This is a genomic window from Holdemania sp. 1001302B_160321_E10, from assembly GCF_015552275.1.
In the GTDB taxonomy this organism is placed as follows: domain Bacteria; phylum Bacillota_I; class Bacilli_A; order Erysipelotrichales; family Erysipelotrichaceae; genus Holdemania.
Genome location: NZ_JADNEM010000004.1, coordinates 62,011 through 85,673, shown reverse-complemented (window position 1 = coordinate 85,673; position 23,663 = coordinate 62,011). Strand labels below are relative to the sequence as shown.

The 23,663-nt window shown below is 43.9% G+C and carries 28 protein-coding genes and 1 pseudogene; 24 read left to right on the top strand and 5 right to left on the bottom strand.

Translation table 11 applies throughout. From position 1 onward, the window contains the following. Positions 1 to 82 precede the first annotated feature (82 nt). From I2D94_RS03520 to arsB, 12 genes and pseudogenes are all read left to right on the top strand, one after another. Positions 83 to 367, top strand: coding sequence for a hypothetical protein (locus tag I2D94_RS03520; protein ID WP_195395635.1), 285 nt, complete (start codon positions 83 to 85; stop codon positions 365 to 367). 14 nt (positions 368 to 381) lie between these two features. Further along, a complete protein-coding gene (locus I2D94_RS03515) occupies positions 382 to 648 on the top strand; it encodes a hypothetical protein (RefSeq protein ID WP_195395634.1) in 267 nt (88 codons plus the stop codon). Between the two features lie 55 nt (positions 649 to 703). Next, the gene (locus I2D94_RS03510) at positions 704 to 2,104 is read left to right on the top strand and encodes a relaxase/mobilization nuclease domain-containing protein (RefSeq protein ID WP_195395633.1); all 1,401 of its coding nucleotides are present in this window, start codon (positions 704 to 706) and stop codon (positions 2,102 to 2,104) included. 157 nt (positions 2,105 to 2,261) lie between these two features. Then, positions 2,262 to 2,576, top strand: coding sequence for a helix-turn-helix transcriptional regulator (locus I2D94_RS03505; protein ID WP_195395632.1), 315 nt, complete (start codon positions 2,262 to 2,264; stop codon positions 2,574 to 2,576). An 89-nt stretch (positions 2,577 to 2,665) separates the two neighbouring features. Further along, a complete protein-coding gene (locus I2D94_RS03500) occupies positions 2,666 to 3,679 on the top strand; it encodes a permease (RefSeq protein WP_195395631.1) in 1,014 nt (337 codons plus the stop codon). Positions 3,680 to 3,694: 15 nt separating this feature from the next. Then, positions 3,695 to 3,943, top strand: a complete 249-nt coding sequence (locus I2D94_RS03495; RefSeq protein WP_195395630.1) for a ferredoxin family protein — start codon at positions 3,695 to 3,697, stop codon at positions 3,941 to 3,943. A 4-nt stretch (positions 3,944 to 3,947) separates the two neighbouring features. Next, positions 3,948 to 4,520, top strand: coding sequence for a co-chaperone YbbN (locus I2D94_RS03490; RefSeq protein ID WP_195395629.1), 573 nt, complete (start codon positions 3,948 to 3,950; stop codon positions 4,518 to 4,520). Position 4,521: 1 nt separating this feature from the next. Further along, positions 4,522 to 5,214, top strand: a complete 693-nt coding sequence (locus tag I2D94_RS03485) for a cytochrome c biogenesis CcdA family protein (RefSeq protein ID WP_195395628.1) — start codon at positions 4,522 to 4,524, stop codon at positions 5,212 to 5,214. Between the two features lie 27 nt (positions 5,215 to 5,241). Continuing rightward, positions 5,242 to 5,619 (top strand): thioredoxin family protein, encoded by a 378-nt coding sequence (locus I2D94_RS03480; protein WP_195395627.1) that lies wholly within the window; start codon positions 5,242 to 5,244, stop codon positions 5,617 to 5,619. Positions 5,620 to 5,631: 12 nt separating this feature from the next. Further along, positions 5,632 to 5,709: pseudogene (locus tag I2D94_RS18175) on the top strand (4Fe-4S binding protein); the annotation flags it as partial. 171 nt (positions 5,710 to 5,880) lie between these two features. Then, positions 5,881 to 6,285, top strand: a complete 405-nt coding sequence (locus I2D94_RS18170; RefSeq protein WP_229056747.1) for an arsenate reductase ArsC — start codon at positions 5,881 to 5,883, stop codon at positions 6,283 to 6,285. 93 nt (positions 6,286 to 6,378) lie between these two features. Further along, complete coding sequence (gene arsB, locus I2D94_RS03470) at positions 6,379 to 7,437, top strand: ACR3 family arsenite efflux transporter (RefSeq protein WP_195395625.1); 1,059 nt, start codon at positions 6,379 to 6,381, stop codon at positions 7,435 to 7,437. A 237-nt stretch (positions 7,438 to 7,674) separates the two neighbouring features. Here the strand turns inward: arsB and I2D94_RS03465 are convergent, their stop codons facing one another. Together I2D94_RS03465 and I2D94_RS03460 are read right to left on the bottom strand one after the other, a co-directional pair. After that, positions 7,675 to 8,187 carry a hypothetical protein gene (locus I2D94_RS03465; RefSeq protein ID WP_195395624.1) on the bottom strand — a complete coding sequence of 171 codons (513 nt, stop codon included), beginning with the start codon at positions 8,185 to 8,187 and terminating at the stop codon, positions 7,675 to 7,677. A gap of 30 nt (positions 8,188 to 8,217) precedes the next feature. Next, complete coding sequence (locus I2D94_RS03460) at positions 8,218 to 8,691, bottom strand: hypothetical protein (protein WP_195395623.1); 474 nt, start codon at positions 8,689 to 8,691, stop codon at positions 8,218 to 8,220. Between the two features lie 165 nt (positions 8,692 to 8,856). Between I2D94_RS03460 and I2D94_RS03455 the strand changes: the two genes are divergently transcribed. From I2D94_RS03455 to I2D94_RS03430, 6 genes are all read left to right on the top strand, one after another. Continuing rightward, entirely contained in the window at positions 8,857 to 9,183 is a 327-nt protein-coding gene (locus I2D94_RS03455; RefSeq protein ID WP_195395622.1) for a helix-turn-helix domain-containing protein, read from the top strand. Positions 9,184 to 9,590: 407 nt separating this feature from the next. Next, positions 9,591 to 9,800: a helix-turn-helix transcriptional regulator gene (locus I2D94_RS03450; RefSeq protein ID WP_195395682.1), complete on the top strand. Its 210-nt coding sequence runs from the start codon at positions 9,591 to 9,593 to the stop codon at positions 9,798 to 9,800. 88 nt (positions 9,801 to 9,888) lie between these two features. Continuing rightward, complete coding sequence (locus I2D94_RS03445; RefSeq protein ID WP_195395621.1) at positions 9,889 to 11,394, top strand: class I SAM-dependent DNA methyltransferase; 1,506 nt, start codon at positions 9,889 to 9,891, stop codon at positions 11,392 to 11,394. Beyond that, positions 11,384 to 12,589, top strand: a complete 1,206-nt coding sequence (locus I2D94_RS03440; RefSeq protein ID WP_195395620.1) for a restriction endonuclease subunit S — start codon at positions 11,384 to 11,386, stop codon at positions 12,587 to 12,589. The genes I2D94_RS03445 and I2D94_RS03440 overlap by 11 nt, the downstream gene beginning before the upstream one ends. A 111-nt stretch (positions 12,590 to 12,700) precedes the next feature. Then, positions 12,701 to 13,696: a site-specific tyrosine recombinase/integron integrase gene (gene xerA / locus I2D94_RS03435; protein ID WP_195395619.1), complete on the top strand. Its 996-nt coding sequence runs from the start codon at positions 12,701 to 12,703 to the stop codon at positions 13,694 to 13,696. Between the two features lie 14 nt (positions 13,697 to 13,710). Continuing rightward, the gene (locus I2D94_RS03430; RefSeq protein ID WP_370544605.1) at positions 13,711 to 14,250 is read left to right on the top strand and encodes a restriction endonuclease subunit S; all 540 of its coding nucleotides are present in this window, start codon (positions 13,711 to 13,713) and stop codon (positions 14,248 to 14,250) included. Here I2D94_RS03430 and I2D94_RS03425 read toward each other — a convergent pair. Beyond that, a complete protein-coding gene (locus I2D94_RS03425; protein ID WP_195395618.1) occupies positions 14,247 to 14,861 on the bottom strand; it encodes a restriction endonuclease subunit S in 615 nt (204 codons plus the stop codon). The genes I2D94_RS03430 and I2D94_RS03425 overlap by 4 nt on opposite strands. Positions 14,862 to 14,909: 48 nt before the next feature. Here I2D94_RS03425 and I2D94_RS03420 point away from each other — a divergent pair, with 48 nt between their 5' ends. The 5 genes from I2D94_RS03420 to I2D94_RS03400 are packed head-to-tail and all read left to right on the top strand — an operon-like array spanning position 14,910 to position 21,647. Continuing rightward, positions 14,910 to 15,548 carry a hypothetical protein gene (locus I2D94_RS03420; protein ID WP_195395617.1) on the top strand — a complete coding sequence of 213 codons (639 nt, stop codon included), beginning with the start codon at positions 14,910 to 14,912 and terminating at the stop codon, positions 15,546 to 15,548. A 13-nt stretch (positions 15,549 to 15,561) separates the two neighbouring features. Further along, the gene (locus I2D94_RS03415; RefSeq protein ID WP_195395616.1) at positions 15,562 to 18,624 is read left to right on the top strand and encodes a type I restriction endonuclease subunit R; all 3,063 of its coding nucleotides are present in this window, start codon (positions 15,562 to 15,564) and stop codon (positions 18,622 to 18,624) included. A gap of 38 nt (positions 18,625 to 18,662) precedes the next feature. Continuing rightward, entirely contained in the window at positions 18,663 to 19,010 is a 348-nt protein-coding gene (locus I2D94_RS03410; protein ID WP_117517855.1) for an MmcQ/YjbR family DNA-binding protein, read from the top strand. Between the two features lie 38 nt (positions 19,011 to 19,048). Beyond that, positions 19,049 to 20,077 (top strand): hypothetical protein, encoded by a 1,029-nt coding sequence (locus I2D94_RS03405; protein WP_195395615.1) that lies wholly within the window; start codon positions 19,049 to 19,051, stop codon positions 20,075 to 20,077. A 22-nt stretch (positions 20,078 to 20,099) separates the two neighbouring features. After that, positions 20,100 to 21,647 (top strand): hypothetical protein, encoded by a 1,548-nt coding sequence (locus I2D94_RS03400; RefSeq protein WP_195395614.1) that lies wholly within the window; start codon positions 20,100 to 20,102, stop codon positions 21,645 to 21,647. Positions 21,648 to 21,737: 90 nt separating this feature from the next. Here the strand turns inward: I2D94_RS03400 and I2D94_RS03395 are convergent, their stop codons facing one another. Beyond that, positions 21,738 to 22,292: an ImmA/IrrE family metallo-endopeptidase gene (locus I2D94_RS03395; protein WP_195395613.1), complete on the bottom strand. Its 555-nt coding sequence runs from the start codon at positions 22,290 to 22,292 to the stop codon at positions 21,738 to 21,740. Positions 22,293 to 22,343: 51 nt separating this feature from the next. Then, positions 22,344 to 22,793 carry a helix-turn-helix domain-containing protein gene (locus tag I2D94_RS03390; RefSeq protein WP_002304411.1) on the bottom strand — a complete coding sequence of 150 codons (450 nt, stop codon included), beginning with the start codon at positions 22,791 to 22,793 and terminating at the stop codon, positions 22,344 to 22,346. Between the two features lie 286 nt (positions 22,794 to 23,079). Here I2D94_RS03390 and I2D94_RS03385 point away from each other — a divergent pair, with 286 nt between their 5' ends. Further along, positions 23,080 to 23,643, top strand: coding sequence for a hypothetical protein (locus tag I2D94_RS03385; RefSeq protein WP_195395612.1), 564 nt, complete (start codon positions 23,080 to 23,082; stop codon positions 23,641 to 23,643). Positions 23,644 to 23,663 lie beyond the last annotated feature (20 nt).

The following is a 23,663-nucleotide window of genomic DNA, read 5'->3' as shown; positions in this document are numbered from 1 at the left end:
CTGCGGCTTTACATACCTTGACATCATTGTGCGTATGACCATAATCAGGTAAAATATAGGTAGAAAGAAAGGAGTTGTTCCTATGAAGATGATATTGAAAGTATTGGCACTCCCTGTGCTGCTCGTTGTACAAGTCGTTTGTATCATCGGAAATCTGCTCACCAACATTTCCTCTTATGTGATAGGATTGTTGCTGTTGGTTATTGCCGGGTGTGCAGTTTACTGTATTGTAAAAGCGCTCTGGACATCTCTGGCAATCTTTGTTGGCATGGGGCTGGTCGCAATCCTGGCAATCTTCCTGTTGGTCTGGGCAGTTGTAAAATTCGAGACTTTGGGAAACCATATCAAGGAATTTATTTCTTTTTAAGATGGGAGAATCTTATGGATAGAGCATTTATGGAACACTACTTTGACATAGCTTTTACTGATCCAACTGGAGAAATCGCCGGGGATGATGAACGGTATGCAGAGCTGCAAGCACTGGCAGATGAAGCGGTTAAGACCTTGGCAAGCATTGTAGGCGAATCGAATATCGAACTTTGGAAGCAATGTGAACACACCATCAATAGTATGTATTCGGTTCAGCTGCATTTGGTAAAACTTGCATATCTGCGTGGCGCAGAAGATAGAGAAAAGATGCTGAGATAGTGTATGAGAGAGTCACCGACCGGTGGCTTTTTCTTTTGGAAAGGACGGTGAATGAATGGCAGCAACAAGGTTGATTGCACTCCATGTAAACAAAGGCAAATCGGTTGCTCAGTGTCTGGCTGATCGTACCGACTACTCCCAAAACGCCGCAAAGACCAACGACGGTGAATTTATCAGTTCGTATGAGTGCGATCCAAAGACTGCCGATGAAGAGTTTCTGCTTTCCAAAAGGCAGTATCAGCACATCACCGGCAGACAGCAGAAGAACAATATCATCGCATACCAAATTCGCCAGTCTTTCAAGCCCGGAGAAATAACCCCGGAAGAAGCAAACCGGGTTGGTTATGAAACTGCAATGCGCTGGACGAAAGGCAATCATGCTTTCATTGTTGCGACGCACATTGACAAAGCCCATATACACAACCACATCATCTATAATTCCACATCCATTGACTGCTTCCGGAAGTTCAACAACTTCTTCCTTTCTGGTCGAGCCGTTCAAAAGCTCAGTGACCGTGTATGCACAGAGCATGGGCTTTCCATTATCACGCCGAAGCCCTATCGGGAGCGTCAGAAAAGAACCGTATTTCCTAAGAAGCGTACCCAGCGGGACGAGTTGTGTGATGCTATCGACCAAGTGCTTCAGGAGAAGCCAAGGAACTATGCCGAGTTTCTGAAAAAGATGGATGAGCTTGGTTTTGAGTTCAAGGACGGTAAGCAACCGGCGTTCCGTGGAAAGGGACAGAAGCGATTCATTCGTCTGCGTTCTCTGGGTGAAGATTACTCCGATGAAGAACTTCGTGCCGTCATTGCCGGCAAGTCCCGTCGTAAGCCCCGAAGTGCAACCCGTCAGGCTTCTGCTCCCAAGCAGTTCAATCTGCTTATTGACATCCAGGCGAAAATGGCTGAAGGTAAATCTGCCGGGTATGAGCGCTGGGCAAAGAAATACAACCGTAAGGAAGCTGCCAGGACAGTCTGCCTTTTGAAAGAAAAAGGTGTGGACAGCTATGAAGATTTAGTCGCTTTAACAGATAAGCTGACTTCACGATTTTCTGAGCTTTCCTCTGACATCAAGGCGGCTGAAAAGCGGATGGCAGAAATCGGCGTTTTGCAGACACACATCAATAACTACTCCAAGACCAGAAAAACCTATGAAGCATATCGCAAATCCGGGTACAGCAAGAAGTTCTTTGAAGAGCATCGTGATGAGCTGATGCTTCACAAAGCGGCAAAGCAAGCCTTTGACCAACTGGAGGGCAAAAAGGTTCCTTCCCGTAAGGCTCTGCATGAAGAGTTCAATCAGTTGTTGGTTGAGAAAAAACAAGCCTATGCAGAGTATCGACAGGTCAAGAAAGATATGCAGGAATACCTAATTGCCAAGCAGACGGTCGAGACGATTCTGAATATTGACAAGAAGAAGGAACAGGAAAAAGAGCAAAAGAAGCCACTGCGATAATTGAAAATACCACAGTCCACGCTCCGGTTTGGAGTGTAGGCTGTGGTTCTTTTTTTATTTTTCGATTTTATGATCAAGACACCTTAAAAATTCATATTGACTTTTTTTGATTTGAAGCGTATAATCAAATCAAGAAATTTAGATTTGAGGTGAAGGCATGGAAACAGTATACGAGGAACGTGCAAAGGTTTTCAAAGCTCTGTGCGATGAGCGTCGTCAGCGGATATTGGAATTACTGCATACCGGAGAAAAATGCGCCTGCGTGTTAATTGATGAAATGGGTATGCCTCAGTCATCCCTTTCTTACCACATGAAAATTCTTTGCGATTCCGGTATTGTCACAAGCCGAGAAGAAGGCAAATGGACACATTATCAAATCAGTAAAGAAGGCAGTGAAAAAGCAATCGAGCTACTGAAAAAGATTACAGCAGTATCAGAAAGCAGCACAGAATGCAAAGGATGCTGTAAGTAAGGTAAAAGGCCATCCCAATGCGGAGATGGCTTTTTACAGGCATATCAAATCGAAAATTTTGAATTTGAAATGAAAGTGAGGAAACAAATATGCAAGCATTACGCACGGGGTGGGACTTCTTCCAAAATGAAGTCCTTGGAATGAAATGGTTAAATCGTCTGATTGGCAGTGTCTTGGAAGCCTGTGGGTTAGACTTGACCAGCAAAGTGGGCGGCAGTATTCAGTTCTTTATCTACGATGTTATCAAAATCATGGTGCTGTTGGGAGTCCTGATTCTGCTTATCTCTTATATTCAGAGCTACTTCCCACCGGAGCGCACAAAAAGGATTCTGGGTCGCTTCCATGGCATTGGAGCAAATTGTGTTGCAGCCTTGTTGGGAACCGTAACACCCTTCTGTTCCTGTTCGTCCATTCCGCTGTTCATCGGCTTTACCAGCGCCGGTCTGCCTTTGGGCGTGACATTTTCCTTCCTGATTTCCTCCCCCATGGTGGATTTGGGAAGTCTGGTGCTGCTGATGAGCATCTTCGGCTGGAAGGTCGCTGTCGTTTATGTGGTGCTGGGGCTGGTGATTGCCGTTGCCGGCGGCACACTGATTGAAAAGCTGCACCTTGAAAACCAGGTGGAAGAATACATCCGTAACGGACGGTCACTGGATGTACCCCAAGAGGAACTACATTTCAAAGATCGAATACAGTATGCTTGGGAGCAGGTGGTATCGACCGCCAAAAAGGTTGCTCCTTATGTTCTGATTGGTGTGGGTATTGGTGCCTTCATTCATAACTGGATTCCGGAAGAATTTATCGTCAAGGTGCTTGGTGACAACAATCCTTTCGGTGTGGTTCTTGCGACTATTGCCGGTGTTCCTATGTATGCTGATATATTCGGCACGATTCCGATTGCGGAAGCTCTGCTGGCAAAGGGCGCATTACTTGGTGTGGTGCTTAGCTTTATGATGGCTGTCACGACCCTTTCTCTTCCTTCCATGATTATGCTCCGCAAGGCGGTAAAGCCCAAGCTGCTGGGCATCTTTGTGGCGATCTGTACGGTCGGAATTATCATTGTGGGTTATTTCTTCAATGCAATTCAATATTTACTTGTGTAAGAGGAGGAAACAAACATGGCGAAAAAATGGTATCCTGTCATTGACATTCTGACTTGTGTGGAGTGTGGAACCTGCGTGGAGTTCTGCCCTCACGGTGTCTATGATAAACAAAAGGCACCCGTTCCGGTAGTGGTCAATCCTGATAGCTGTATCGACCACTGCCACGGCTGCCAGAAGAAATGCCCTTCCGGGGCAATCTCCTATGTGGGAGACACCGGCGACTCTATGGAAAAGAAACAGGGGTGTTGCTGCTGTGGAGAATGAAAACATGGAAAAACAGAGATCACTTATCGTTAAAATCATAATCCCTGTCTTGATCGTGGCGTTGATCGGTGGAATGTGGCTTGTGAAGAATCAGAAAGAACAGGCAGATGTGACCGATGATAACACACTTTTGCAAACCGAGGTCGAACTGCCGGAAAGCTTGGAAGGTGCTGACTTTGGACTTCGTGAACAGGACGCCATTGATTTTGAGGAACTGGCATCTTTCGGTCTGCCTGCAATCATTGACTACGGTGCGGATTCCTGCATCCCCTGTAAGGAAATGGCTCCCGTTCTGGAAAAGGCCAACAAGGAATTTCAGGGAAAAGCATTTATTAAGTTTATCAATGTGTGGGATTATCCCGAAGCGGCAAGCAATGTCCCGGTCCAGGTCATTCCTACCCAGGTTCTTGTGAATGCAGATGGCACACCATTCGTCCCAAGCGAAGAACTCTCTGCTCAGATTGGATTTACGATGTATAGCCATAGAGAAACCGGCGAACACATCTTTACCGTTCATCAAGGCGGCTTGACCGAGGAACAGATGTGGGCTATTTTGAAAGAAATGGGGGTGGAATAGTTTGATTGACACTTGGCTTTCCCAAATTGCCGAAGTCATTCAGAACAACTTTTGGCTTGCTCCATTTCTCGCACTTTTAGCAGGAGTTCTCACATCAGTAACGCCCTGCTCTCTGTCCAGTGTGCCGTTGGTTATCGGCTATGTGGGTGGTGTTGGAGAGAAAAACACCAAAAGAGCCTTTGCTTATTCCGTCATATTCTCGGCAGGAACAGCCGTGACCTTTGTTACCCTTGGCATCATTGCCACATCTGCCGGCAAACTGATGGGAACATCTTCTCCAGTTTGGTACATGATTCTCGGCGTCCTGATGGTGTTGATGGCACTTCAAACATGGGAGATTTTTAACTTCATCCCCTCGGTGAATCTCATTTCCATGAATAAAAAGAAAGGCTTTGTAGGAGCATTTTTGATGGGCATTCTGGGGGGAATCTTCTCCTCACCCTGTTCTACACCGGTGCTGATTGCACTGCTTGCCATTGTAGCCGGGGAAGGAAATCTGATCTGGGGCATTTTGCTGATGCTGCTTTATTCCATCGGACACAGCGCACTGGTTATGGTGGCTGGTACATCCATCGGCTTTGTCCAAAAAATCAACAGCAGTAAAAGATACAACAGCGCTGCTTTTGTTTTGAAAATAGTCATGGGTACGGCGATCCTGCTCATTGGCTTGTATATGTTCTGGCTCGCATTTTAATCAATAATAAATTTTGGAGGTATTATTATGGCACTGTTCAATTTTGGAAAGAAGCAGGAAGAAGAAAAGAAGGCTCCCGCTTGCGCTTGCAACTGCGGTTGCCCGACAAGTGAGGCAGAAGAAATTAAAAACGACTGCTGCCCTGAAGCAAAAGACGGAATTTGCTGCATCAAGGTTCTCGGCTCCGGCTGCAAGAGCTGCCATGCTCTGTTGGAAGCTACCAAGGAAGCGGTTCAGAACATGGGGCTTTCTATTGAGGTGGAATATGTGACCGACATGGCAAAGATCATGGAGTACGGCGTGATGAGTATGCCTGCTCTGGTGGTCAATGAAAAGGTTGTTTCTATGGGTAAGGTTTTGAAAACTGCGGATGTGGAGAAGCTGCTGCACAAACTGGGCTTCTAAGGAGGGTGTGTTATGAGTAAAGGATGGTATCCAATCATTGATTATGACAAATGCGTCGGCTGTATGGCTTGTAATGATATGTGCAAGCATGGTGTTTATAAGCCCGATACCAAAACCGGTATGCCCAAGGTTGTCTATGGGCTTGGCTGCGTCCACGGCTGTCACGGCTGTGAGCGCAACTGTCCGATGGAAGCCATCCATTACTTTGGTGATGACGGCAAGCTGGACATCGACTATGATTATGAAACCTACAAACCTGAGCTGAACTGTGAGGGCAAACCCAAGGTAGCTTTTGTCTGCGTCCATAATTCTTGCCGCAGCCAGATTGCGGAAGCTCTGGGCAAGAAACTGGCATCCGATGTGTTCGACAGCTACTCTGCCGGTACTGCTCTGAAAGACCACATCAATCCCGATGCGGTGCGGCTGATGAAGCAGGTGCATGGCATCGACATGGAGCTGACACAGCATAACAAACTGTTGTCTGATATTCCTGCCCCGGATGTGGTGATCTTCATGGGGTGCAATGTTAGCTGTCCCGATGTTCCCAGCCAGTATGCGGAGAACTGGGGACTGGATGATCCCAGTGGACAAAGTGACGAAGTGTTTTTGGAAACGATTCGTCAAATTGAGCAGAAAATGCTCCAGTTAAAAGCAAGATTGAGCTGACAAAAGGAAGCCGATACAGGGAGTGCCTGAATCGGCTTCCATCAAAAACAACATATCGAAAGTTTTGAATTTGTAAAAAGGAGGATAGAGGATATGAAACGAGATAGCGATACAGGTATCAGCTTCTTTCAGCGATACCTGACTGTTTGGGTTATCATCTGCATGGTGCTGGGTATTCTGATTGGAAAGTATCTGCCCAGCGTTCCAGCATTTCTTAATCAGTTTGAATATGCCAAGGTGTCCATCCCTATGGCAATACTAATCTGGCTGATGATATACCCCATGATGATGAAGGTGGATTTTCAGAGTATCAAGAATGTAGGCAAGAATCCCAAGGGGTTGTTCGTTACATGGATCACCAACTGGCTTATTAAACCCTTCACGATGTACGGCATTGCAAGCCTGTTCTTTTTTGTGATCTTCAAAGCATTCATTACCCCGGAACTCGCAACGGAATACCTTGCCGGTGCGGTTCTGTTGGGGGCTGCACCCTGCACAGCGATGGTCTTTGTGTGGAGTACACTGACCAAAGGCGATCCTGCCTACACGGTGGTACAGGTAGCAACCAATGACCTGATTATTCTGTTTGCCTTCGTGCCGATTGTGAAGTTTTTGCTGGGTGTTTCCAATGTGTCGGTTCCCTGGGATACACTAATTCTGTCGGTGGTTCTGTTCGTGGTAATTCCTTTGGCTGGCGGTATGCTGACCCGCACATTGGTGATCAGGAAGCGTGGTAAAGACTATTTTGAAAACACATTTGTAAAGAAGTTCGACGGCATCACCACCATCGGTCTGCTTCTGACACTGGTGATGATTTTCTCGTTCCAGGGGAATATCATTCTGGAAAATCCGCTACACATTGTTCTGATTGCCGTGCCGCTGATTTTGCAGACTTTCCTGATTTTCGCCATTGCCTATATCGCATCTTATGTTTTGAAGTTGCCGCACAAAATCGCCGCTCCTGCTGGCATGATCGGTGCATCCAATTTCTTTGAGCTGGCAGTTGCCGTGGCAATCGCCTTGTTCGGAACAACCTCTCCCGCAGCACTGGCGACTACCGTGGGCGTTCTGACTGAAGTACCGGTAATGCTGTTCCTGGTGAAGATTGCAAATAAGACCGCAAACAGATTTCTGAAAGGCAAAACTGAATAATGGAACATGGATTGTCTTTTCTCACTAATAAAAATAGATAGCTTGTTCAATGGTAGAAAAAGCCACGACCGTTTCTCCGCATGGAGTGGTCGTGGCTTCATTTTTGCGTTTTTTCCTTAGAAAGCTAAATGCTATATAGAATTATGTATGCAGGGAAATAAAAAAACAGATCCCTGTCCGTTCGCTGTATAAGTGATTTATCAATTAAAGAAACAGTGTTTACAGAATAGTTTAATCTTATTCCATTTCCTCTGCACTTTCAGCCATCTTGATGATTTCGGAATCATCTATTTTGCTTGGAGTGTATTCCAGAACGTAGGTGACTTCTGGGGAATAAGTCCAACACAGATATGCAGTGTCATCCTTTTTGTAAAGCGCACCATACCAGTCCTGAATCATCATTTCCTCGCAACTGTCCATACTGTCAACCGGGAAAAGCACACCCAGGGCTTCCGTATGTAATCCGGTGATTTTTGCCGGGTCTCCTTCGTAAAAAGTTGTTTTCAAAATGTGATAGTAGATGTTGTTATCTTCGTCAGTTTTATCTCCATAAGTGAGTGTTGCCGCAAGCTCTGTTTTGGATATTTTCTTGACATCTTCTCCAAGAACTTCTTCTGCGGCTTGTTCAAAGCGTTCTGAAAATTCGCCGAAGTCCATTTCTTTTTCTTTCTGTATCCTTACGGCAACGATAATTCCAACCGAAACGATAACGACAGATAAAATAATAAGTGCGATTTTCTTTTTATTCATGTTCATCCTTCTTTGAAAATGGTATTTGGATTAACGGGTTGCGTCTGGCAAATTGATGATATTGGCATCTACCTTCCTTGCATACTGCATGGTCTGATAAGCTCCGCCAGAATTGTGTTCAACGCAGAAAATGACCAAATCCGAGCGGTCAACCATCGAACGGTTTCTGATTTGATGGGCAGACTTGAAATGTTTTTCTGCGGAAGCGGCACAGATTTCGATTTCATCATAATACTCATGGAACGATTGCTCGTTGTTGCGATATTCTGCTGTTGCGTATGGAAGTACCAAGACAAGTGCGCTGTTGTCATCACGGGTGTTTCGTTTGCATCTTCGAATCGTTGAAGAAACAAGTTGGTCAAATTCTCCGTCTCGACCCACAAGGAACTCGACATATTCTTTGGTTAGAAGCAGTTCTCGAATTAGTGTTTCCAACTGTTTTTCTATTTTGAAAACATCATCAATTTGTCTGTGCCCAAAGAAGCTGACAGTGCATATATTCATAAAATCATCTCCTCTGGATATACTTCATAGTGCTATCACCAATAAGCATCCCATATTGATGATTCTATCATTAAATATGCAAGAAATAAAGTGAAAATTCATTTTCACACTACCAACGCCGCCTTCCGATTCATACTACAATAATTGAAAGAAGGAGGGACAGGAATGGCCAAGACGCATTATGACGATTTTATTCGTAGTAGGATTACCGAACTGCGAATAGCAAAGAATATTTCCGAACACAAGATGAGTTTGGATTTGGATAAAAGTGGCTCGTACATTCGTGGAATTACCAGCGGATCGGCCTTGCCATCTCTCAAAGAGTTGTTCAATATCATCTCTTATTTCGATATGACTCCGGCAGAATTTTTCGCCCCGCTGGACGATGCAAAAACCCCATATCGTGAATTGTGTGAGAAGCTGAAAACCTTGAATGACGAAGATCTGAAAAAGGTCAGCACCTTTATCAGTTGGATTGAAAAGAAAGAATAATGACATGAAACTACAATACTAACCTGGACGCTAAATGCAGTCCAGGTTTTTCTTTTATGACAAAACATTCAGAATGAATGAGTAGCCGGTATCGAAGATACCGTTCAAAGGGGATTGGGGAAGCTGCCCCAACAAGCAAATTTGCGGAGATTGAACCGGAGGGAAAATTGAGAAAATGAGTGAACCTGTACAGGTTTACACTGCTTGCCAATTTGTAAAACCCCAAAATTCCGCTTCTCGATACTCTAAAAGCCTTGTCACTTCAAAAAATCGGATAATTCTTTGGGATGAGAAAATAAAATATAGTGATAGCTCACTTTCTTGTTGAGTTTACCTATTTGCGTGCTATAATTATAAGTACAGGTACTTTTTGAACGAAATATCTGGAAGAAAGGAATGGTGAAATGATGGCTGTCAGCTATAAGAGACTATGGAAGCTATTGATTGACCGAGATATGAAGAAAAAAGATTTGGCTGAACAGGCAAATCTGAGTAACTATACCATCAACAAAATGCACCGAGGTGAGAATGTAACTACAGATACGCTTGTGAAAATCTGTTCTACCCTGGGCTGCACCTTCGACGATATTATGGAAATAGTTCCGGATGAAAAGTAAAATGTCCGTTTTATGGGATAGCCTCTTTGATAGAATATAAGCTGAAGAAGCATAACTACATTAAATTGTTAGAGTGGAGGAATCGGCAATGGCTGAAAAGAACAATGCCAACATTGGCTTTGAAAAACAAATTTGGGATGCTGCCTGCGTGTTATGGGGACACATCCCTGCCGCTGAATATAGAAAGGTAATCATTGGACTGATTTTCCTTCGCTATATTTCCAGTGCATTTGAAAGAAAATATAACGAGCTTGTTGCAGAGGGCGAAGGCTTTGAAGAAGATCGTGACGAGTATTTAGGCGAAAATATTTTCTTCGTTCCGGAGAAAGCAAGATGGTCTACGGTTGCAGCTGCGGCTCACACTCCGGAAATCGGCACAGTCCTTGATGAAGCAATGCGAGAGATTGAAGCAGAAAACAAATCTCTGAAAAATGTGCTTCCGAAAAATTACGCAAGCCCAGATTTGGACAAGCGAGTTCTGGGCGATGTCGTCGATCTGTTCACCAATATGGATATGTCTGATACAGAGGAAGGCAAAGATCTTCTGGGCAGAACTTATGAGTATTGCATCGCACAGTTTGCTGCTTACGAAGGTGTGAAGGGCGGCGAGTTCTACACCCCGTCCAGCATCGTTAAGACAATCGTTGCAATCCTGAAGCCGTTCAACAACTGCCGTGTGTATGACCCTTGCTGTGGCTCCGGTGGTATGTTTGTTCAGAGCGTGAAGTTCATCCAGGCACACAGCGGCAATCGTCAGAGCATTTCCGTTTATGGTCAGGAATCCAATGCGGATACCTGGAAGATGGCAAAGATGAACATGGCGATTCGTGGCATTGATGCAGACTTCGGCCCGTATCAGGCTGACACATTCTTTAATGACCTCCACGCCAATCTTCGTGCGGATTTCATTATGGCAAACCCGCCGTTCAATCTGTCCAACTGGGGACAGGATAAATTGCAGGACGATGTTCGCTGGAAGTACGGAACACCGCCTGCCGGTAATGCCAACTACGCATGGATTCAGCACATGATCCACCACCTTGCACCGAACGGCAAGATTGGTCTGGTGCTTGCAAACGGCGCACTGTCTACACAGTCCTCCGGCGAAGGTGAGATCAGAAAGAATATCATCAATGCTGATTTGGTGGAAGGTATCGTTGCCCTGCCTACGCAGCTGTTTTATAGCGTGACGATTCCGGTTACGCTCTGGTTCATTAGCAAGAACAAAAAGCAGAAAGGCAAAACGCTGTTCATTGATGCCCGCAAGATGGGCTACATGGTTGACCGCAAACACAGAGACTTCACGGATGAAGATATTCAGAAACTGGCGGACACCTTTGAAGCGTTCCAGAACGGAACCTTGGAAGATGTGAAGGGATTCTGTGCGGTAGCCGATTTGCAGACTATCGAAAAGCAGGACTATATTCTGACTCCTGGGCGCTATGTTGGCATTGAAGAACAGGAAGAAGATAGCGAACCGTTTGATGAAAAAATGGCTCGCCTGACTTCGGAGCTTTCTGATATGTTTGCCAAGTCCCATGAACTCGAAGCAGAAATCCGTAAGAAGCTGGGGGCGATTGGTTATGAGATTTAATTGGAGAGCGTACCCTCTTGGTGAAATTACAGAACTCGTAATTGATTATCGAGGAAAAACACCAAAAAAACTTGGTGGCGATTGGAGTGAAAGTGGCTATCGTGCTTTGTCTGCAAAAAACATTAAGACAGGTCACATAGTTCAACCTGATACCATTCGATTCGTGAGTGAGGAAATGTATCACAAATGGATGAAAGATGAGATTCAACGAGGAGATATTATTATCACTTCCGAAGCTCCCTTTGGGCAAATCCTTTATTGGGATAGTGAAGAAAAAATTGTTCTTAGCCAGAGACTCTTTGGTGTGAGAGTTAAGGAAGAACATGATTCAAAGTTTGTGTATTATTACATGACCACTTCAGATTTTCAGGGTGAAATGGATGGCAGAGCAACAGGAACAACGGTAGTTGGACTGCGCCAGCCAGAGCTGATGAAATGCGTTGTACGTTGCCCTGATCTTGATACACAAAAGAAAATTGCAAGTATCTTGTCATCAATAGATGAGAAGATTTTAATAAATGATAAGATAAACGAAAATTTAGAGCAGCAAGCTCAGGCATATTTTCAAGAATTATTCGTTGATAAAGCCGATCCAGAATGGACTACCGGAACAATTAGTGATCTCGGTACCGTTGTTGGAGGCAGTACACCTTCAAAGACTAAACCTGAGTATTACACTGAGACTGGTATAGCGTGGATAACACCGAAAGATTTATCCATCAACAAGTCGAAGTTCGTTTCTCATGGCGAGAATGACATAACCGAACTCGGTTTGAAGAATAGCAGTGCAACAATTATGCCCGAAGGAACAGTGTTGTTCTCATCTCGTGCGCCAATAGGTTATATTGCTATCGCTGCTGGAGAAGTAACAACAAATCAAGGCTTCAAATCAGTTGTGCCAAAATCGGAGGTTGGAACACCATTTGTTTACTTCTTTTTGAAAAATACTCTCCCGATTATTGAGGGTATGGCATCTGGATCAACTTTCAAAGAAGTGTCTGGTAGCACTATGAAAAATGTCCCTGCGGTTATTCCTGATGCCGAAACTCTTGCTAAATTCAGCGACTTTTGCGCTCCCATCTTTGCACAGCAACGTATTTTGGAAGGTCAGAATCAATCGCTTGCGACATTGAGAGATAATTTGTTGCCCAAGCTAATGTCCGGTGAAATCGATGTCTCTGACGTCCAGCTCTAAGCCGCTAAATTTTCGTTTACGACCTAACCCATAACTTCTGCGAGTGGCAGGAGTTTATACTGAGGATTGCCACTCCGTAGTCATTCCCTAATCATAAAAGGAGAATAGACTATGAACGATGAATTTGTAAATGATGTGCTACGAGATATGCTGGCATATCTCGATAATGGACAGGCAGAGCAGCTGCGGCGAGTGCTAAAGCATAATCTTTCCGGATATGAGATTCAGCGAAGGACTGATAGTACGGCTGAGGATGCAAGTGAAGAAAATGCACGGTTGACCGGTGTGTTTCTTTCGGCAAAGCGAATTGAGGGATGTTCTGAAAAATCGCTTTCCTACTACCGAAAGACAATCGAAACCATGTCTGAGAAAATTGGAAAAGGAATCACGCATATTACAACCAATGATCTGCGTTCCTATTTGACCGACTATCAGACAGAGCGAAAATCCAGTAAGGTTACGATTGACAACATACGCAGAATCTTATCCAGTTTCTTTTCCTGGCTTGAAGATGAAGATTACATCTTGAAAAGCCCGGTACGCAGGATTCATAAGGTAAAAACGGCTGTGACTATCAAAGAAACCTACACGGATGAAGCACTGGAAACCATGCGTGACCATTGCGACTCTCTGCGTGATCTGGCTTTGATTGATATGCTGGCATCAACCGGAATGCGTGTAGGCGAATTGGTTCTTCTCAATCGGGATGACATCAACTTTGAGGAACGAGAGTGTGTGGTATTTGGTAAAGGCAGCAAGGAGAGAATGGTCTACTTTGATGCCAGAACCAAAATCCACCTTCAGAACTACCTTGCACAGAGAACGGATGGCAACAATGCCCTATTTGTGTCGCTGAAAGCACCATACGAAAGATTGCAGATTGGCGGTGTAGAATCAAGGCTGCGTGAACTTGGTAAGCGGCTTTCGCTTCCGAGAGTACATCCGCACAAATTCAGACGAACCCTTGCTACAATGGCGATTGACAAAGGAATGCCTGTGGAGCAGCTGCAACGGCTCTTGGGGCATCAACGAATAGACACGACCTTGCAGTATGCAATGGTCAAACAGAGCAATGTTAAGATTGCTCACCGCAAATACATAGGTTAGGAGTGTGAACTATCGTGGTAAAATTTAAGGATATATGCACTAAAATAGGTAGCGGTGCTACACCGAAAGGCGGAAAGGAAGCATACTGTGAGGAGGGTATCTCCCTAATCCGAAGCCAAAATGTGTTGGATTTTGATTTCTCAGCTGATGGGTTAGCTTTCATAAATGATTTGCAGGCAGAAAAACTGAAAAATGTAATTGTTGAAGAAGGCGATGTTCTACTCAATATTACAGGTGACTCTGTTGCAAGAGCGTGTATGGTAGATAAAAAGTATTTACCGGCAAGAGTTAATCAGCATGTCTGCATAGTACGAGCAAATCCGCAAAAGGCTGTGCCAAGCTATCTGTTGTATTTCTTGCAGTTAAACAAAGAATATTTATTACAATTAGCGGCTGGTGGTGCAACAAGAAACGCTCTTACCAAAGAAATGATTAACAATCTGGAATTGGAATTGCCTTCGATTGAAGATCAACAGAAAATCGCTGCAATTTTAGATGACATACAAGCAAGAATAGATTGCAATAATGCGATAAACGAAAATTTAGCGGCTTAAAGGTCGATGTCGGATACATCCAGTTCGCCGGACATCAACTTAGGAAGAAGCGTATCTCTCAGTAACGAAAGCCGTTTGTTCTCAGCTCTATTGGAATAGATCTGCTTAATCAGTGGTAATGCAATGGTATTAAACTCGACTAACGCTACTTCTGACGGCAAAACAATGGGATATGTCATAATCTGCTGTTTATCTCCACGAGGCATTTTTGTTCCTTTGGCTCCAGCAACCATAAATGCGAAGAACTTGTCGGCATATAGCGTGCTGAATAGGTACGCTGAGTATTGAGGTTGATTAGGCGTGAAGCAAAGAACATCGGTCGAGCAGCCACACTCATCCTCACAGTAGACAATTTTCTTAAAGTAAGGGCGAATGTTAGAAATCAAAGTATCACCCTTGTGGCAAGCAGTAGTCTGCGGCGTTGTTGGGAGGCTTGTAGCCTCGGTAGAGCCGGCTTTCCTCGGTAGCATATTCTCCGTTGAGAAGTAAGTGGTGACATCCAGCTCAGAAACAGCCACTCTATCTTTGGAATACGAGCAAATATCCGAAAGGACTCCCTGTTTGGCTGCTATATCAACATCGCCAAACCGTTCTTGATATACCGTTTGCAAAAGAACAGCTAAATTTTCGTTTAAAATTTGTAGAAGGGAGAAATATCTATGCTTAGAGATTGGAATTTTTGGTGTACCGTGATGACATCTGTTGCAGCTGTCATTGCGATATGTGTATCGGTTCATCAAATACGACTAAGTAATAAACAGCAACTGTTTGATCGCCGCTTGAAAGCATATATGATGGCAAATAGCATTATTTCCCTTTGCAAAGAAAACTACGTTTTCCTTTCAGAGAAAAGGAAAGCAGAACCTCAGTTTGCAAATGACGTTGTTTTTATATGGCTTACAAACAATACATATATGGAGGGGCAAGCAGAAGCCATAGAGCATCCCTTGGAACAGCCATTTCATAAGGATTTTTTGCAAAAACGAGAAGAACTTAGAAATATGGCAATGGAATTTGAACTTATTTTCAAAGGCAATGTTACGTCGCTTTATAGCAATTTTCTGAGAGATTACGAAAGTGTATTGGCTGTAATGTATCAGTATCAGATTATTATTAGAAAGATGGAAGAAGAAAACGGAAAACGTCCTAATACCTCAGAAGTGTTATCGAAAATGTTTTCAGAAGAAGAATATCGGGATAGACTGTATGATGCATTAGGTAAGCTCAAGGCATCGTATGATGCCGTGTCACAGGAAAAGAATGATAAGCAACTGAGAAAACAGCTTGCATTGATATAGGGGGTGAAAGCATATGGCAAGATTATATACCGAAGCGGACTATGAAAACTCCGTAATCGAATTATTCCGGAACATGGGGTACAGTTACCTGTATGGCCCCGACATAGAGAGGGATTTTCGCAATCCTCTGTATGAGGAAGAACTTGTTGCTTCCCTCTATCGTTTGAACCGTTCTCTGCCGGAGGACGCTATTGGTGATGCGCTTTTTAAGCTGAAGAACTTTGAAAACGGCGAATTGGTGCAGAAAAACGCTGTCTTTATGGACTACCTGCAAAACGGTATTCCTGTGCGCTATTTTGAGAAAGGCGAGGAACGCTCCTCCATCGTCTATCTTGTTGACTACAAGAATCCTGATAACAACTCCTTTATCGTAGCAAATCAATGGACTTTCATTGAAAACAGCAACAAACGCCCGGATATTCTGCTTTTCCTGAATGGTATTCCGGTCGTTATTGTAGAACTGAAATCTCCGTCCAGAGAAGAAACTGATGCTTCTGCTGCATACCGGCAGCTCCGCAACTACATGAAGGAAATCCCTTCCATGTTCATTTATAACGCCATCTGCGTTATGAGTGACCAAATGACCTCCAAAGCCGGTACAATTACTTCCGGCGAAGATCGCTTCATGGAATGGAAAACAGTCGATGGAAGCTATGAGAACACACAGTATGCACAGTTTGATACCTTCTTTGAGGGGATGTTCCAAAAGGAGCGACTGCTTGACCTGATAAAGAACTTCATCTGTTTTTCCAACGAAGGAGTAAACTCCTTCAAAATACTGGCGGGTTATCATCAGTATTTTGCCGTAAGAAAAGCAATCGAATCAACCAAACGAGCTACCGTTACCGATGGTAAGGGCGGTGTGTTCTGGCATACGCAGGGCAGCGGCAAGTCACTGTCGATGGTGTTCTATGCCCATTTGCTTCAGGAAGCCTTGGATAGCCCAACCATCGTTGTGCTGACCGATAGAAACGACTTGGACGATCAGCTTTTCGGACAGTTTGCAAAGTGCAAGGACTTTTTGCGCCAAGACCCGATGCACGCTCAGAGCCGTGAGAATCTGCGTGATCTCCTTGCAGGTCGTCAGGCAAACGGTATTATCTTTACGACCATGCAGAAGTTTGAGGAATCTCACGAAGCCCTTTCTGAACGCAGAAATATCATCGTTATGGCAGACGAAGCCCATCGTGGACAGTATGGCTTAACCGAAAAGATTAAGATGACCAAAAATGAGGACGGTGAAGAAATCGCCAAGCGTGTTGTTGGTACTGCTCGTATTATCCGAAACAGCTTGCCGAATGCTACATACATTGGCTTCACCGGAACTCCGATTTCCTCGAAAGACCGCAGCACCCGTGAGGTGTTCGGTGATTACATCGACATTTATGATATGACGCAGGCTGTCGAAGATGGCGCAACCCGCCCGGTCTATTACGAAAGCCGTGTCATTAAGCTCAATCTGGATGAAGCTACGCTGCACATGATTGATACAGAGTATGAAATCATGGCACATAATGCTGATCCGGAAGTTATTGAAAAGAGCAAGAAAACTCTCGGACAGATGGAAGCCGTATTGGGCAACGATAATACTATCAATTCTCTGGTCTGTGATATTCTTGACCATTACGAGAATTACCGGGAAGGTCTGCTTACAGGCAAAGCGATGATCGTGGCATATTCCCGCCCGATTGCAATGAAGATCTATAAGCGGATTCTGGAGTTGCGCCCTGACTGGACAGAAAAAGTCGGTATTGTTATGACCGGCGGAAACAACGACCCTGAAGAATGGCATGATATTATCGGCAATAAGCGGCACAAGGACGAGCTGGCGAAAAAATTCAAGGACAATAACAGTCCGATGAAGATTGCCATCGTCGTTGATATGTGGCTGACCGGATTTGATGTTCCATCTCTGGCTACTATGTATGTGTATAAGCCGATGAGCGGATATAATCTGATGCAGGCAATCGCTCGTGTCAATCGAGTGTTCCGTGACAAGGAAGGCGGTCTGGTCGTTGACTATGTAGGCATTGCTACCGCATTAAAACAGGCAATGAATGACTACACCACCCGTGATAAGAAAAACTATGGTGATACGGATGTTGCCAAAGTCGCTTATCCGAAGTTTATCGAAAAGCTCGGTGTCTGCCGTGATATATTCCATGGATTTGATTACACCAAGTTCACTACCGGAACCGATCTGGAAAGAGCAAAGACCATCAGCGGTGCGGTAAACTATATCATCGCCCGTGAAAAGGAAGAAGAAAAAGACACCTTTATCAAGGAAGCCCTCATGCTTCATCAGGCTCTTTCTCTTTGTTCCTCTCTGGTATGTGAAGCTGATCGCTTTGAAGCGGCGTTCTTTGAATCGGTGCGTGTCCTGGTGCTGCGACTGACCAATGCGGGAACCGGTAAGAAGATCTCTCTGCCTGAAATGAACGCTCGTATCAATGAGCTTTTGAAGCAGAGCATCAAGAGCGAGGGTGTTATTAACCTGTTCTCTGATATGCAAGAGGAATTTTCTTTGTTTGATCCGAAGTTCCTTGAGGAAATCAGCAAAATGAAAGAGAAGAACCTGGCAATCGAGCTGCTGAAAAAACTGATAGCAGAACAGGTATCTATTTATCGTAGAACGAATGTGGTTAAGTCCGAAAAGTTCAGCGAGATTATGCAGCGAGCTATCAACGCATATCTGAATGGTATGCTCACCAATGAAGAAGTCATTGCAGAAATGCTGAAACTCGCAAAACAGCTGGCAGAAGCCCACAAAGAGGGCGAACAGCTTGGTCTTACAGCAGATGAGTTGGCATTCTACGATGCACTTACGAAACCGCAAGCAATCAAGGACTTTTACGAAAATGAAGAACTGATTGCGATTACAAAAGAACTGGCAGATACACTTCGTAAGAATAAAACGATTGACTGGCAGCGCAAAGAGTCTGCCCGTGCCAAAATGCGTACTCTCATTAAACGACTGTTGAAGAAACACAAATACCCACCGGAGGGTATGGATGATGCTGTTCAGACCGTAATGACACAGTGCGAGCTTTGGACAGATAACGTGATGGAAGCCTAATCTATGGTGTATCGCCTTATCATATAGGGATGGAAACAATGGAACGAAAAGAACTATTTGAATGGGCAAAGGAAATCTATGGAGCAGAACCGGATTACCCGTGGAATGACTGGAATTGTGTTTTGCGCCATAAGAACAATAAAAAGTGGTTTGCGTTGGTGGTTGAAGTCAATGCAAAAAAGCTGGGATTGCAAGAAGATAAAACGGTTGATGTTCTGAACATCAAGTGCGATCCGATGATGATAGGTTCACTGCGTATGAAAGAGGGATTCTTCCCCGCCTACCACATGAACAAAGAGAATTGGATCAGCATTCTTCTCGATGGTACAGTCTCGGCAGATGAAATCAAGCCCTTGCTGGAATTGAGTTATCAACTGACCCGGTAACGCAGACGAAACGGCAGATGGGTTTTAGGAGGTGCGATATGCAGATACATTATTTTCAGAGATACCACTCCAAAGAAAATGTGGATACCTCAAACACCATGCTGATGCTCTCTCGTTTGTATAACTATAACGCTGATAAGTTCTTTTCTATGCTGAACAGCCTTATTCTTGGAGAGGACGAAAGCCCGGAAATTACCTTTGATTTGCAGGTCGTTGGTGACGATAGTGTTCCGGATGCGGTTATCAGCCAAAAGAGCTTCAAAATAGTGGTGGAAACAAAGCTCTACAATCAGTTTTATAAGCAGCAGCTTGTAAATCATCTGGAGCAGTTTGGCGCTGAGGATATAAAGGTTTTGCTCACCCTTGACCCCAAGCCGATGAAACCGCAACTGTTTGATGAACTGGCGGTTGAACTGAAAAAGTATAATAGCGAAAATGCAACTCGGCTTATCCATCCGATCAAGCACGTCAACTTGACATTCGAGCAGCTTGTGGACGCTATGGAGGATATTGTTGACGACAGAGATACGGAAATCATCGCCGTTTTAGACGATTTCAAGAAGTATTGCTTTGATGAAAAGCTGATACCGGATGGCTATAAATGGATGAGAGCAATCGTAGCCGGTACAACTTTTCAGGATAATATGGATTTGGATTTGTTCTATGACCAGGAGTCCCGCAACTTCTCAGAACATGGATATATCGGCTTGTATAAGGACAAGAGTATCCGTGCCATTGGTAAGCTGAAAAAAACCGTCATCGCAGTTGAAAATAACGGCAGCATGACCTATCGTGCCGAAAGCGGAGCCGAACCTACCACAGATGAGATTGAACGCATCAACGAGGCAATCCGTCGTGCAGATCATTATGGCTATAACCTTCGAACGATTAGCCATAGATATTTCATCGTTGAAAAGTTCTACCCGATGGACTTTAGAAAAAGCAGTAAGAACCCGATTCAGAAAAGCAAGTTCTTCAATCTTGCTGATATGTTCGGATATAAAACAATGCCTAACACCGATGTAATCGCAAATGACCTGAACGGTCGGACATGGGAGGAGTTTTAATCCGATTCGGAAGGAGGTCGCAATGGAGTATTTAGAGCAAGTGTATTTATTCGCCACAAAGTGGATTGAGAAATTCAGAAATCAGAAAATCAGCTACATAGAGCTGGTTGACCATTACCTGGCTGATGATTGTCAGGCATTGGGATTCCAGATGGATTGCGGCCATGCCTTTTCAGAAAAATATGGCGATGCAGCAAGCAGTTGTGATGTGCTAAATCGTATCATTGACGAGGTTACGGACATTAAACTACTTGGATCGGCAATCTATTCCCAATGGCGATATTTTAATCATTGGGCATACGATGCCGCAGACATCTTGAAGCCCGAAAATCGTTCGTGGTTTATTCTGGCATTGAGCCGCCTTGCCCTTCTTTCCGGCGAGAATCCCTTTCTGCTCCAAGGAGAGCTTAAAAAGATTCGCATTGTTTCAAACCGCCTTGGTTATGGTCCTTGCCCAGAACCGGATGAAGAAGTTGAGCAACATATAACCCTTAATTCAAAAGGACAGGTGTGGTTTTCTTCGTATGTTTTCGGACAGCGCAGAGATGGTCGATATGAAAAAGCTCACAGTCAGAATCTGAAAATTGATAAAGCGGCTTCCGACAAAATCTTTTCTGCGTTTACAGAGTATTTCAGCAATGGGTACGATGAAGTTTTTGCAACCGATATTGGAAACTGGAATATGGAGCTGACCAATACCGCAGGAAATGTCTATAAGTTCAGCGGTTCGTTATGCTCGTCTTTTGAAGTGGATGGAATTGACCTGTCAGATCTGCTGCGTGACAGCTTGAAAATGCCTGATTTGTATGCCTTTGATGGGAATAATAAGCCTGATATGGTGAATCGAATCGAAGTAAACTATCATCGTATCACAAAGATCAAGCCAAAAGTTCCTATTTCAGAACACGCAGAATACGCTGTCTGGGATTATACAGAGTCTTTAATTGTGGACAGAGAGAGCGAAAGTGTTGAACACATTCAGAATATCGGTTCTGGGTGTTCTGTAAGCAGAAAATACAAAGTTGAGGGCGGGGTTGAAAGCCTTCTTGAAGATATGGATGCAGAAAGCATCTTTGACCATATAGAAGGAAACCCGGAGAATGTGGTGGTTGATCCGCTTGAAACCATAGACTACACCATTAAGGTTATTTCTCAAAAGGGAAATGAAAAGCTCATTCAAGGAACCTACGATAAAAAGGGACTTCCGGACGATTGGGCGGAGTTTATGGAGTCCATCTTTGAATTTATGTCTTTCTACGGGTGGGGTGAAATTATGAACCCGTCTGTGTATGGAAAGGTACGGCGCTGTGACAATGATATTATCTATTGCAGTGTAGAGTTTGAAGATGGATACAAGAGCTACTACTATATTTCGGATGACGATACCATTGAGGTCGGCGATTTTGTGCTTGTTCCTGCTGGTAAAGATAATCACGAAGCAGTAGTTGAAGTCGTAAAGAAAGAATACTTTGCGGAGGAAGATGTGCCTTTGCCGATGGACAAAACAAAACACATTATCAGAAAATGTACGGATGCTGATTTTGACCTTCCGGACGATGAGCCTGTTTGACTTCCTGATGACAACTAAAAAGTCCACCAGTCATGATGCACTGCGCATCGTACTGGTGGACTTTTTCTGTAAAGATATAAAAATAGATATTCATATATCGCCATAACTAATGTCGTTATCGTAGGCATGAAGATCTTCTTTCAGAAAATCTGCTTTACGAATATACATCGAATTTACCAGCTCCCCTTTTTCATGGAGCAGGCTGAATTTGTAATCTAATAACGCTGCCGGTACATAGAGCATTTTAGCAGTTTCAAAAAATGTGTGTTCCGAAAGGCATTCCAGAACTTCCTCATCTTCTAACAGAAGCTCTGCCGCAAAGAAGTTTGCTTCGTTTTCTTCGATTGATTTATCATCAAACACTTCCATTTCTTGAAAGCCGTGCATCATGGCAATTTTCGTATGCAGGACAGCGTGTCCTAATTCATGTGCGACTAAGATACGTTCCAGGATACCGTTCACATTGTGATCTATCACGATATTCTTCTGTCTGGACTGGTAATAGAAGAAGCCCTTCAATTTCTTCTGTAAATCGTAATAATGGATTTTGATACCTAACAGCTGACACAACTCGTAAGGGTCTCTGGTGTGATATTTTCGCACAAGCTTATCGACAGTTTCAATGATATGCTCTGCCGTTTTCATTTGCTTCACCTCCGAATCGCACACAGAAAACAGATTCTGTGCTTGAGGATTTTACTCTTTATCTTTATGCTTTCTGTATTTCTTCGGAGTGTACTTTTCCCGTGCTGTTTTCTTAGAGTCCATATAAACTGACATAATCGCCTGGAAGAATACATCTTTTGCGTCCTCGTCCAATTCTCCACCGGCAAACAGAGAATTTACACGCCCCAGCACTTCCTGAGCTTCTTTTGCTCCCTTAGAACCGAAGTTTTCCTTTGCCTCTAAAATAAACATATCCTGATCTATATGGCTCTGGCTGTCTGTTTCAGATTCGTCCAAAAGATAGGACACAGAGATATGCAGCGCTTCAGCAAGCTTTCTGATGTTGCTTTTTCTGGGAAGTGTTCCGAGCTGCTCATAGGTGTAAAGGGATCTTTCAGAGATGCCGGTCATCTGGGCAAGCTCCGTTTGAGATAGGTTCATAGCCAAACGAGCTTCTTTAATTTTTTCTCCAAATGTCATGGTACTGTCCTTCCTTTCAAAAAATATTTATTCGTAACTTCCGATTATTTGTTGACAAACTTCTGGAAGATGTTATAATGAGAATCAGAACAGAAGTTTTAGTTCCACTTAATTATATATCTGAACTTTTATAAAGTCAAGAACTTCCGATTCTTGCTTCTGTTTTTTTATCATACATCGGAAGTTATAGTCATTCTTGTCCCATGGTATTTGTTTCCCTTTAGCCAAGCGACAGGAGTTAGAAAGGAATTCTTATTTTATGGATTAGGCTGAAAGGAGATTCTGAATGAGCAGATATAATACACAGGTATTAAGCAATATTCGAATGCTTTGCCGGATGCAGAACATTGACGAGAAGGTTCTGTATGAAAGAGCAAAGCTGATTTTATCCATATATCGAGAAGTGTGCTGGTCTACCATTGATCGTGCGAATGATGTATGTGATACCCTTATTTGTACTTACGGTGACAGCTTAGATGGTGCATTGATTTATCTGGAGAACTTTGCTCCGGATGAAGCGAGAGAACGATTTGAAGAACGTATTCGCAGCTTATTCGAGACAAAGTGGATCATTGAACTGGTAGATATGGCTATGTTGAAAATCAGAGAATATCCGGATAAAGGCGCTCTGTACTGCGAGATTATCTCAAAGGCATATCTCAACCGCTTCAAGTACAAGGAATCAGAAATGCTGGAGGTTCTGAATATGGAACGCAGCACCTACTATGACCGAAAGAAAGAAGCGATCCTGTTATTTGGTCTGTCACTTTGGGGAACAGCCATTCCTAAATTGAAAGATTTCCTGGAAAGTGCCAGGGAGGAAGAAGCATTGTGTTATTGTGAGTGCTAAGACAGGATTTTAGTCCGACT

Coding starts and splice junctions, on each gene's coding strand:
- I2D94_RS03520 (WP_195395635.1), top strand. CDS start 83: ATGAAGATGATATTGAAAGTATTGGCACTCCCTGTGCTGCTCGTTGTA.
- I2D94_RS03400 (WP_195395614.1), top strand. CDS start 20,100: ATGGAGTATTTAGAGCAAGTGTATTTATTCGCCACAAAGTGGATTGAG.
- xerA (WP_195395619.1), top strand. CDS start 12,701: ATGAACGATGAATTTGTAAATGATGTGCTACGAGATATGCTGGCATAT.
- I2D94_RS03460 (WP_195395623.1), bottom strand. CDS start 8,691: ATGAATATATGCACTGTCAGCTTCTTTGGGCACAGACAAATTGATGAT.
- I2D94_RS03500 (WP_195395631.1), top strand. CDS start 2,666: ATGCAAGCATTACGCACGGGGTGGGACTTCTTCCAAAATGAAGTCCTT.
- I2D94_RS03510 (WP_195395633.1), top strand. CDS start 704: ATGGCAGCAACAAGGTTGATTGCACTCCATGTAAACAAAGGCAAATCG.
- I2D94_RS03405 (WP_195395615.1), top strand. CDS start 19,049: ATGCAGATACATTATTTTCAGAGATACCACTCCAAAGAAAATGTGGAT.
- I2D94_RS03410 (WP_117517855.1), top strand. CDS start 18,663: ATGGAACGAAAAGAACTATTTGAATGGGCAAAGGAAATCTATGGAGCA.
- I2D94_RS03505 (WP_195395632.1), top strand. CDS start 2,262: ATGGAAACAGTATACGAGGAACGTGCAAAGGTTTTCAAAGCTCTGTGC.
- I2D94_RS03515 (WP_195395634.1), top strand. CDS start 382: ATGGATAGAGCATTTATGGAACACTACTTTGACATAGCTTTTACTGAT.
- I2D94_RS03440 (WP_195395620.1), top strand. CDS start 11,384: ATGAGATTTAATTGGAGAGCGTACCCTCTTGGTGAAATTACAGAACTC.
- I2D94_RS03490 (WP_195395629.1), top strand. CDS start 3,948: ATGGAAAAACAGAGATCACTTATCGTTAAAATCATAATCCCTGTCTTG.
- I2D94_RS03415 (WP_195395616.1), top strand. CDS start 15,562: ATGGCAAGATTATATACCGAAGCGGACTATGAAAACTCCGTAATCGAA.
- I2D94_RS03465 (WP_195395624.1), bottom strand. CDS start 8,187: ATGAATAAAAAGAAAATCGCACTTATTATTTTATCTGTCGTTATCGTT.
- I2D94_RS03390 (WP_002304411.1), bottom strand. CDS start 22,793: ATGACATTTGGAGAAAAAATTAAAGAAGCTCGTTTGGCTATGAACCTA.
- I2D94_RS03450 (WP_195395682.1), top strand. CDS start 9,591: ATGGCTGTCAGCTATAAGAGACTATGGAAGCTATTGATTGACCGAGAT.
- I2D94_RS03445 (WP_195395621.1), top strand. CDS start 9,889: ATGGCTGAAAAGAACAATGCCAACATTGGCTTTGAAAAACAAATTTGG.
- I2D94_RS03495 (WP_195395630.1), top strand. CDS start 3,695: ATGGCGAAAAAATGGTATCCTGTCATTGACATTCTGACTTGTGTGGAG.
- I2D94_RS03455 (WP_195395622.1), top strand. CDS start 8,857: ATGGCCAAGACGCATTATGACGATTTTATTCGTAGTAGGATTACCGAA.
- I2D94_RS03480 (WP_195395627.1), top strand. CDS start 5,242: ATGGCACTGTTCAATTTTGGAAAGAAGCAGGAAGAAGAAAAGAAGGCT.
- arsB (WP_195395625.1), top strand. CDS start 6,379: ATGAAACGAGATAGCGATACAGGTATCAGCTTCTTTCAGCGATACCTG.
- I2D94_RS03420 (WP_195395617.1), top strand. CDS start 14,910: ATGCTTAGAGATTGGAATTTTTGGTGTACCGTGATGACATCTGTTGCA.
- I2D94_RS03385 (WP_195395612.1), top strand. CDS start 23,080: ATGAGCAGATATAATACACAGGTATTAAGCAATATTCGAATGCTTTGC.
- I2D94_RS03395 (WP_195395613.1), bottom strand. CDS start 22,292: ATGAAAACGGCAGAGCATATCATTGAAACTGTCGATAAGCTTGTGCGA.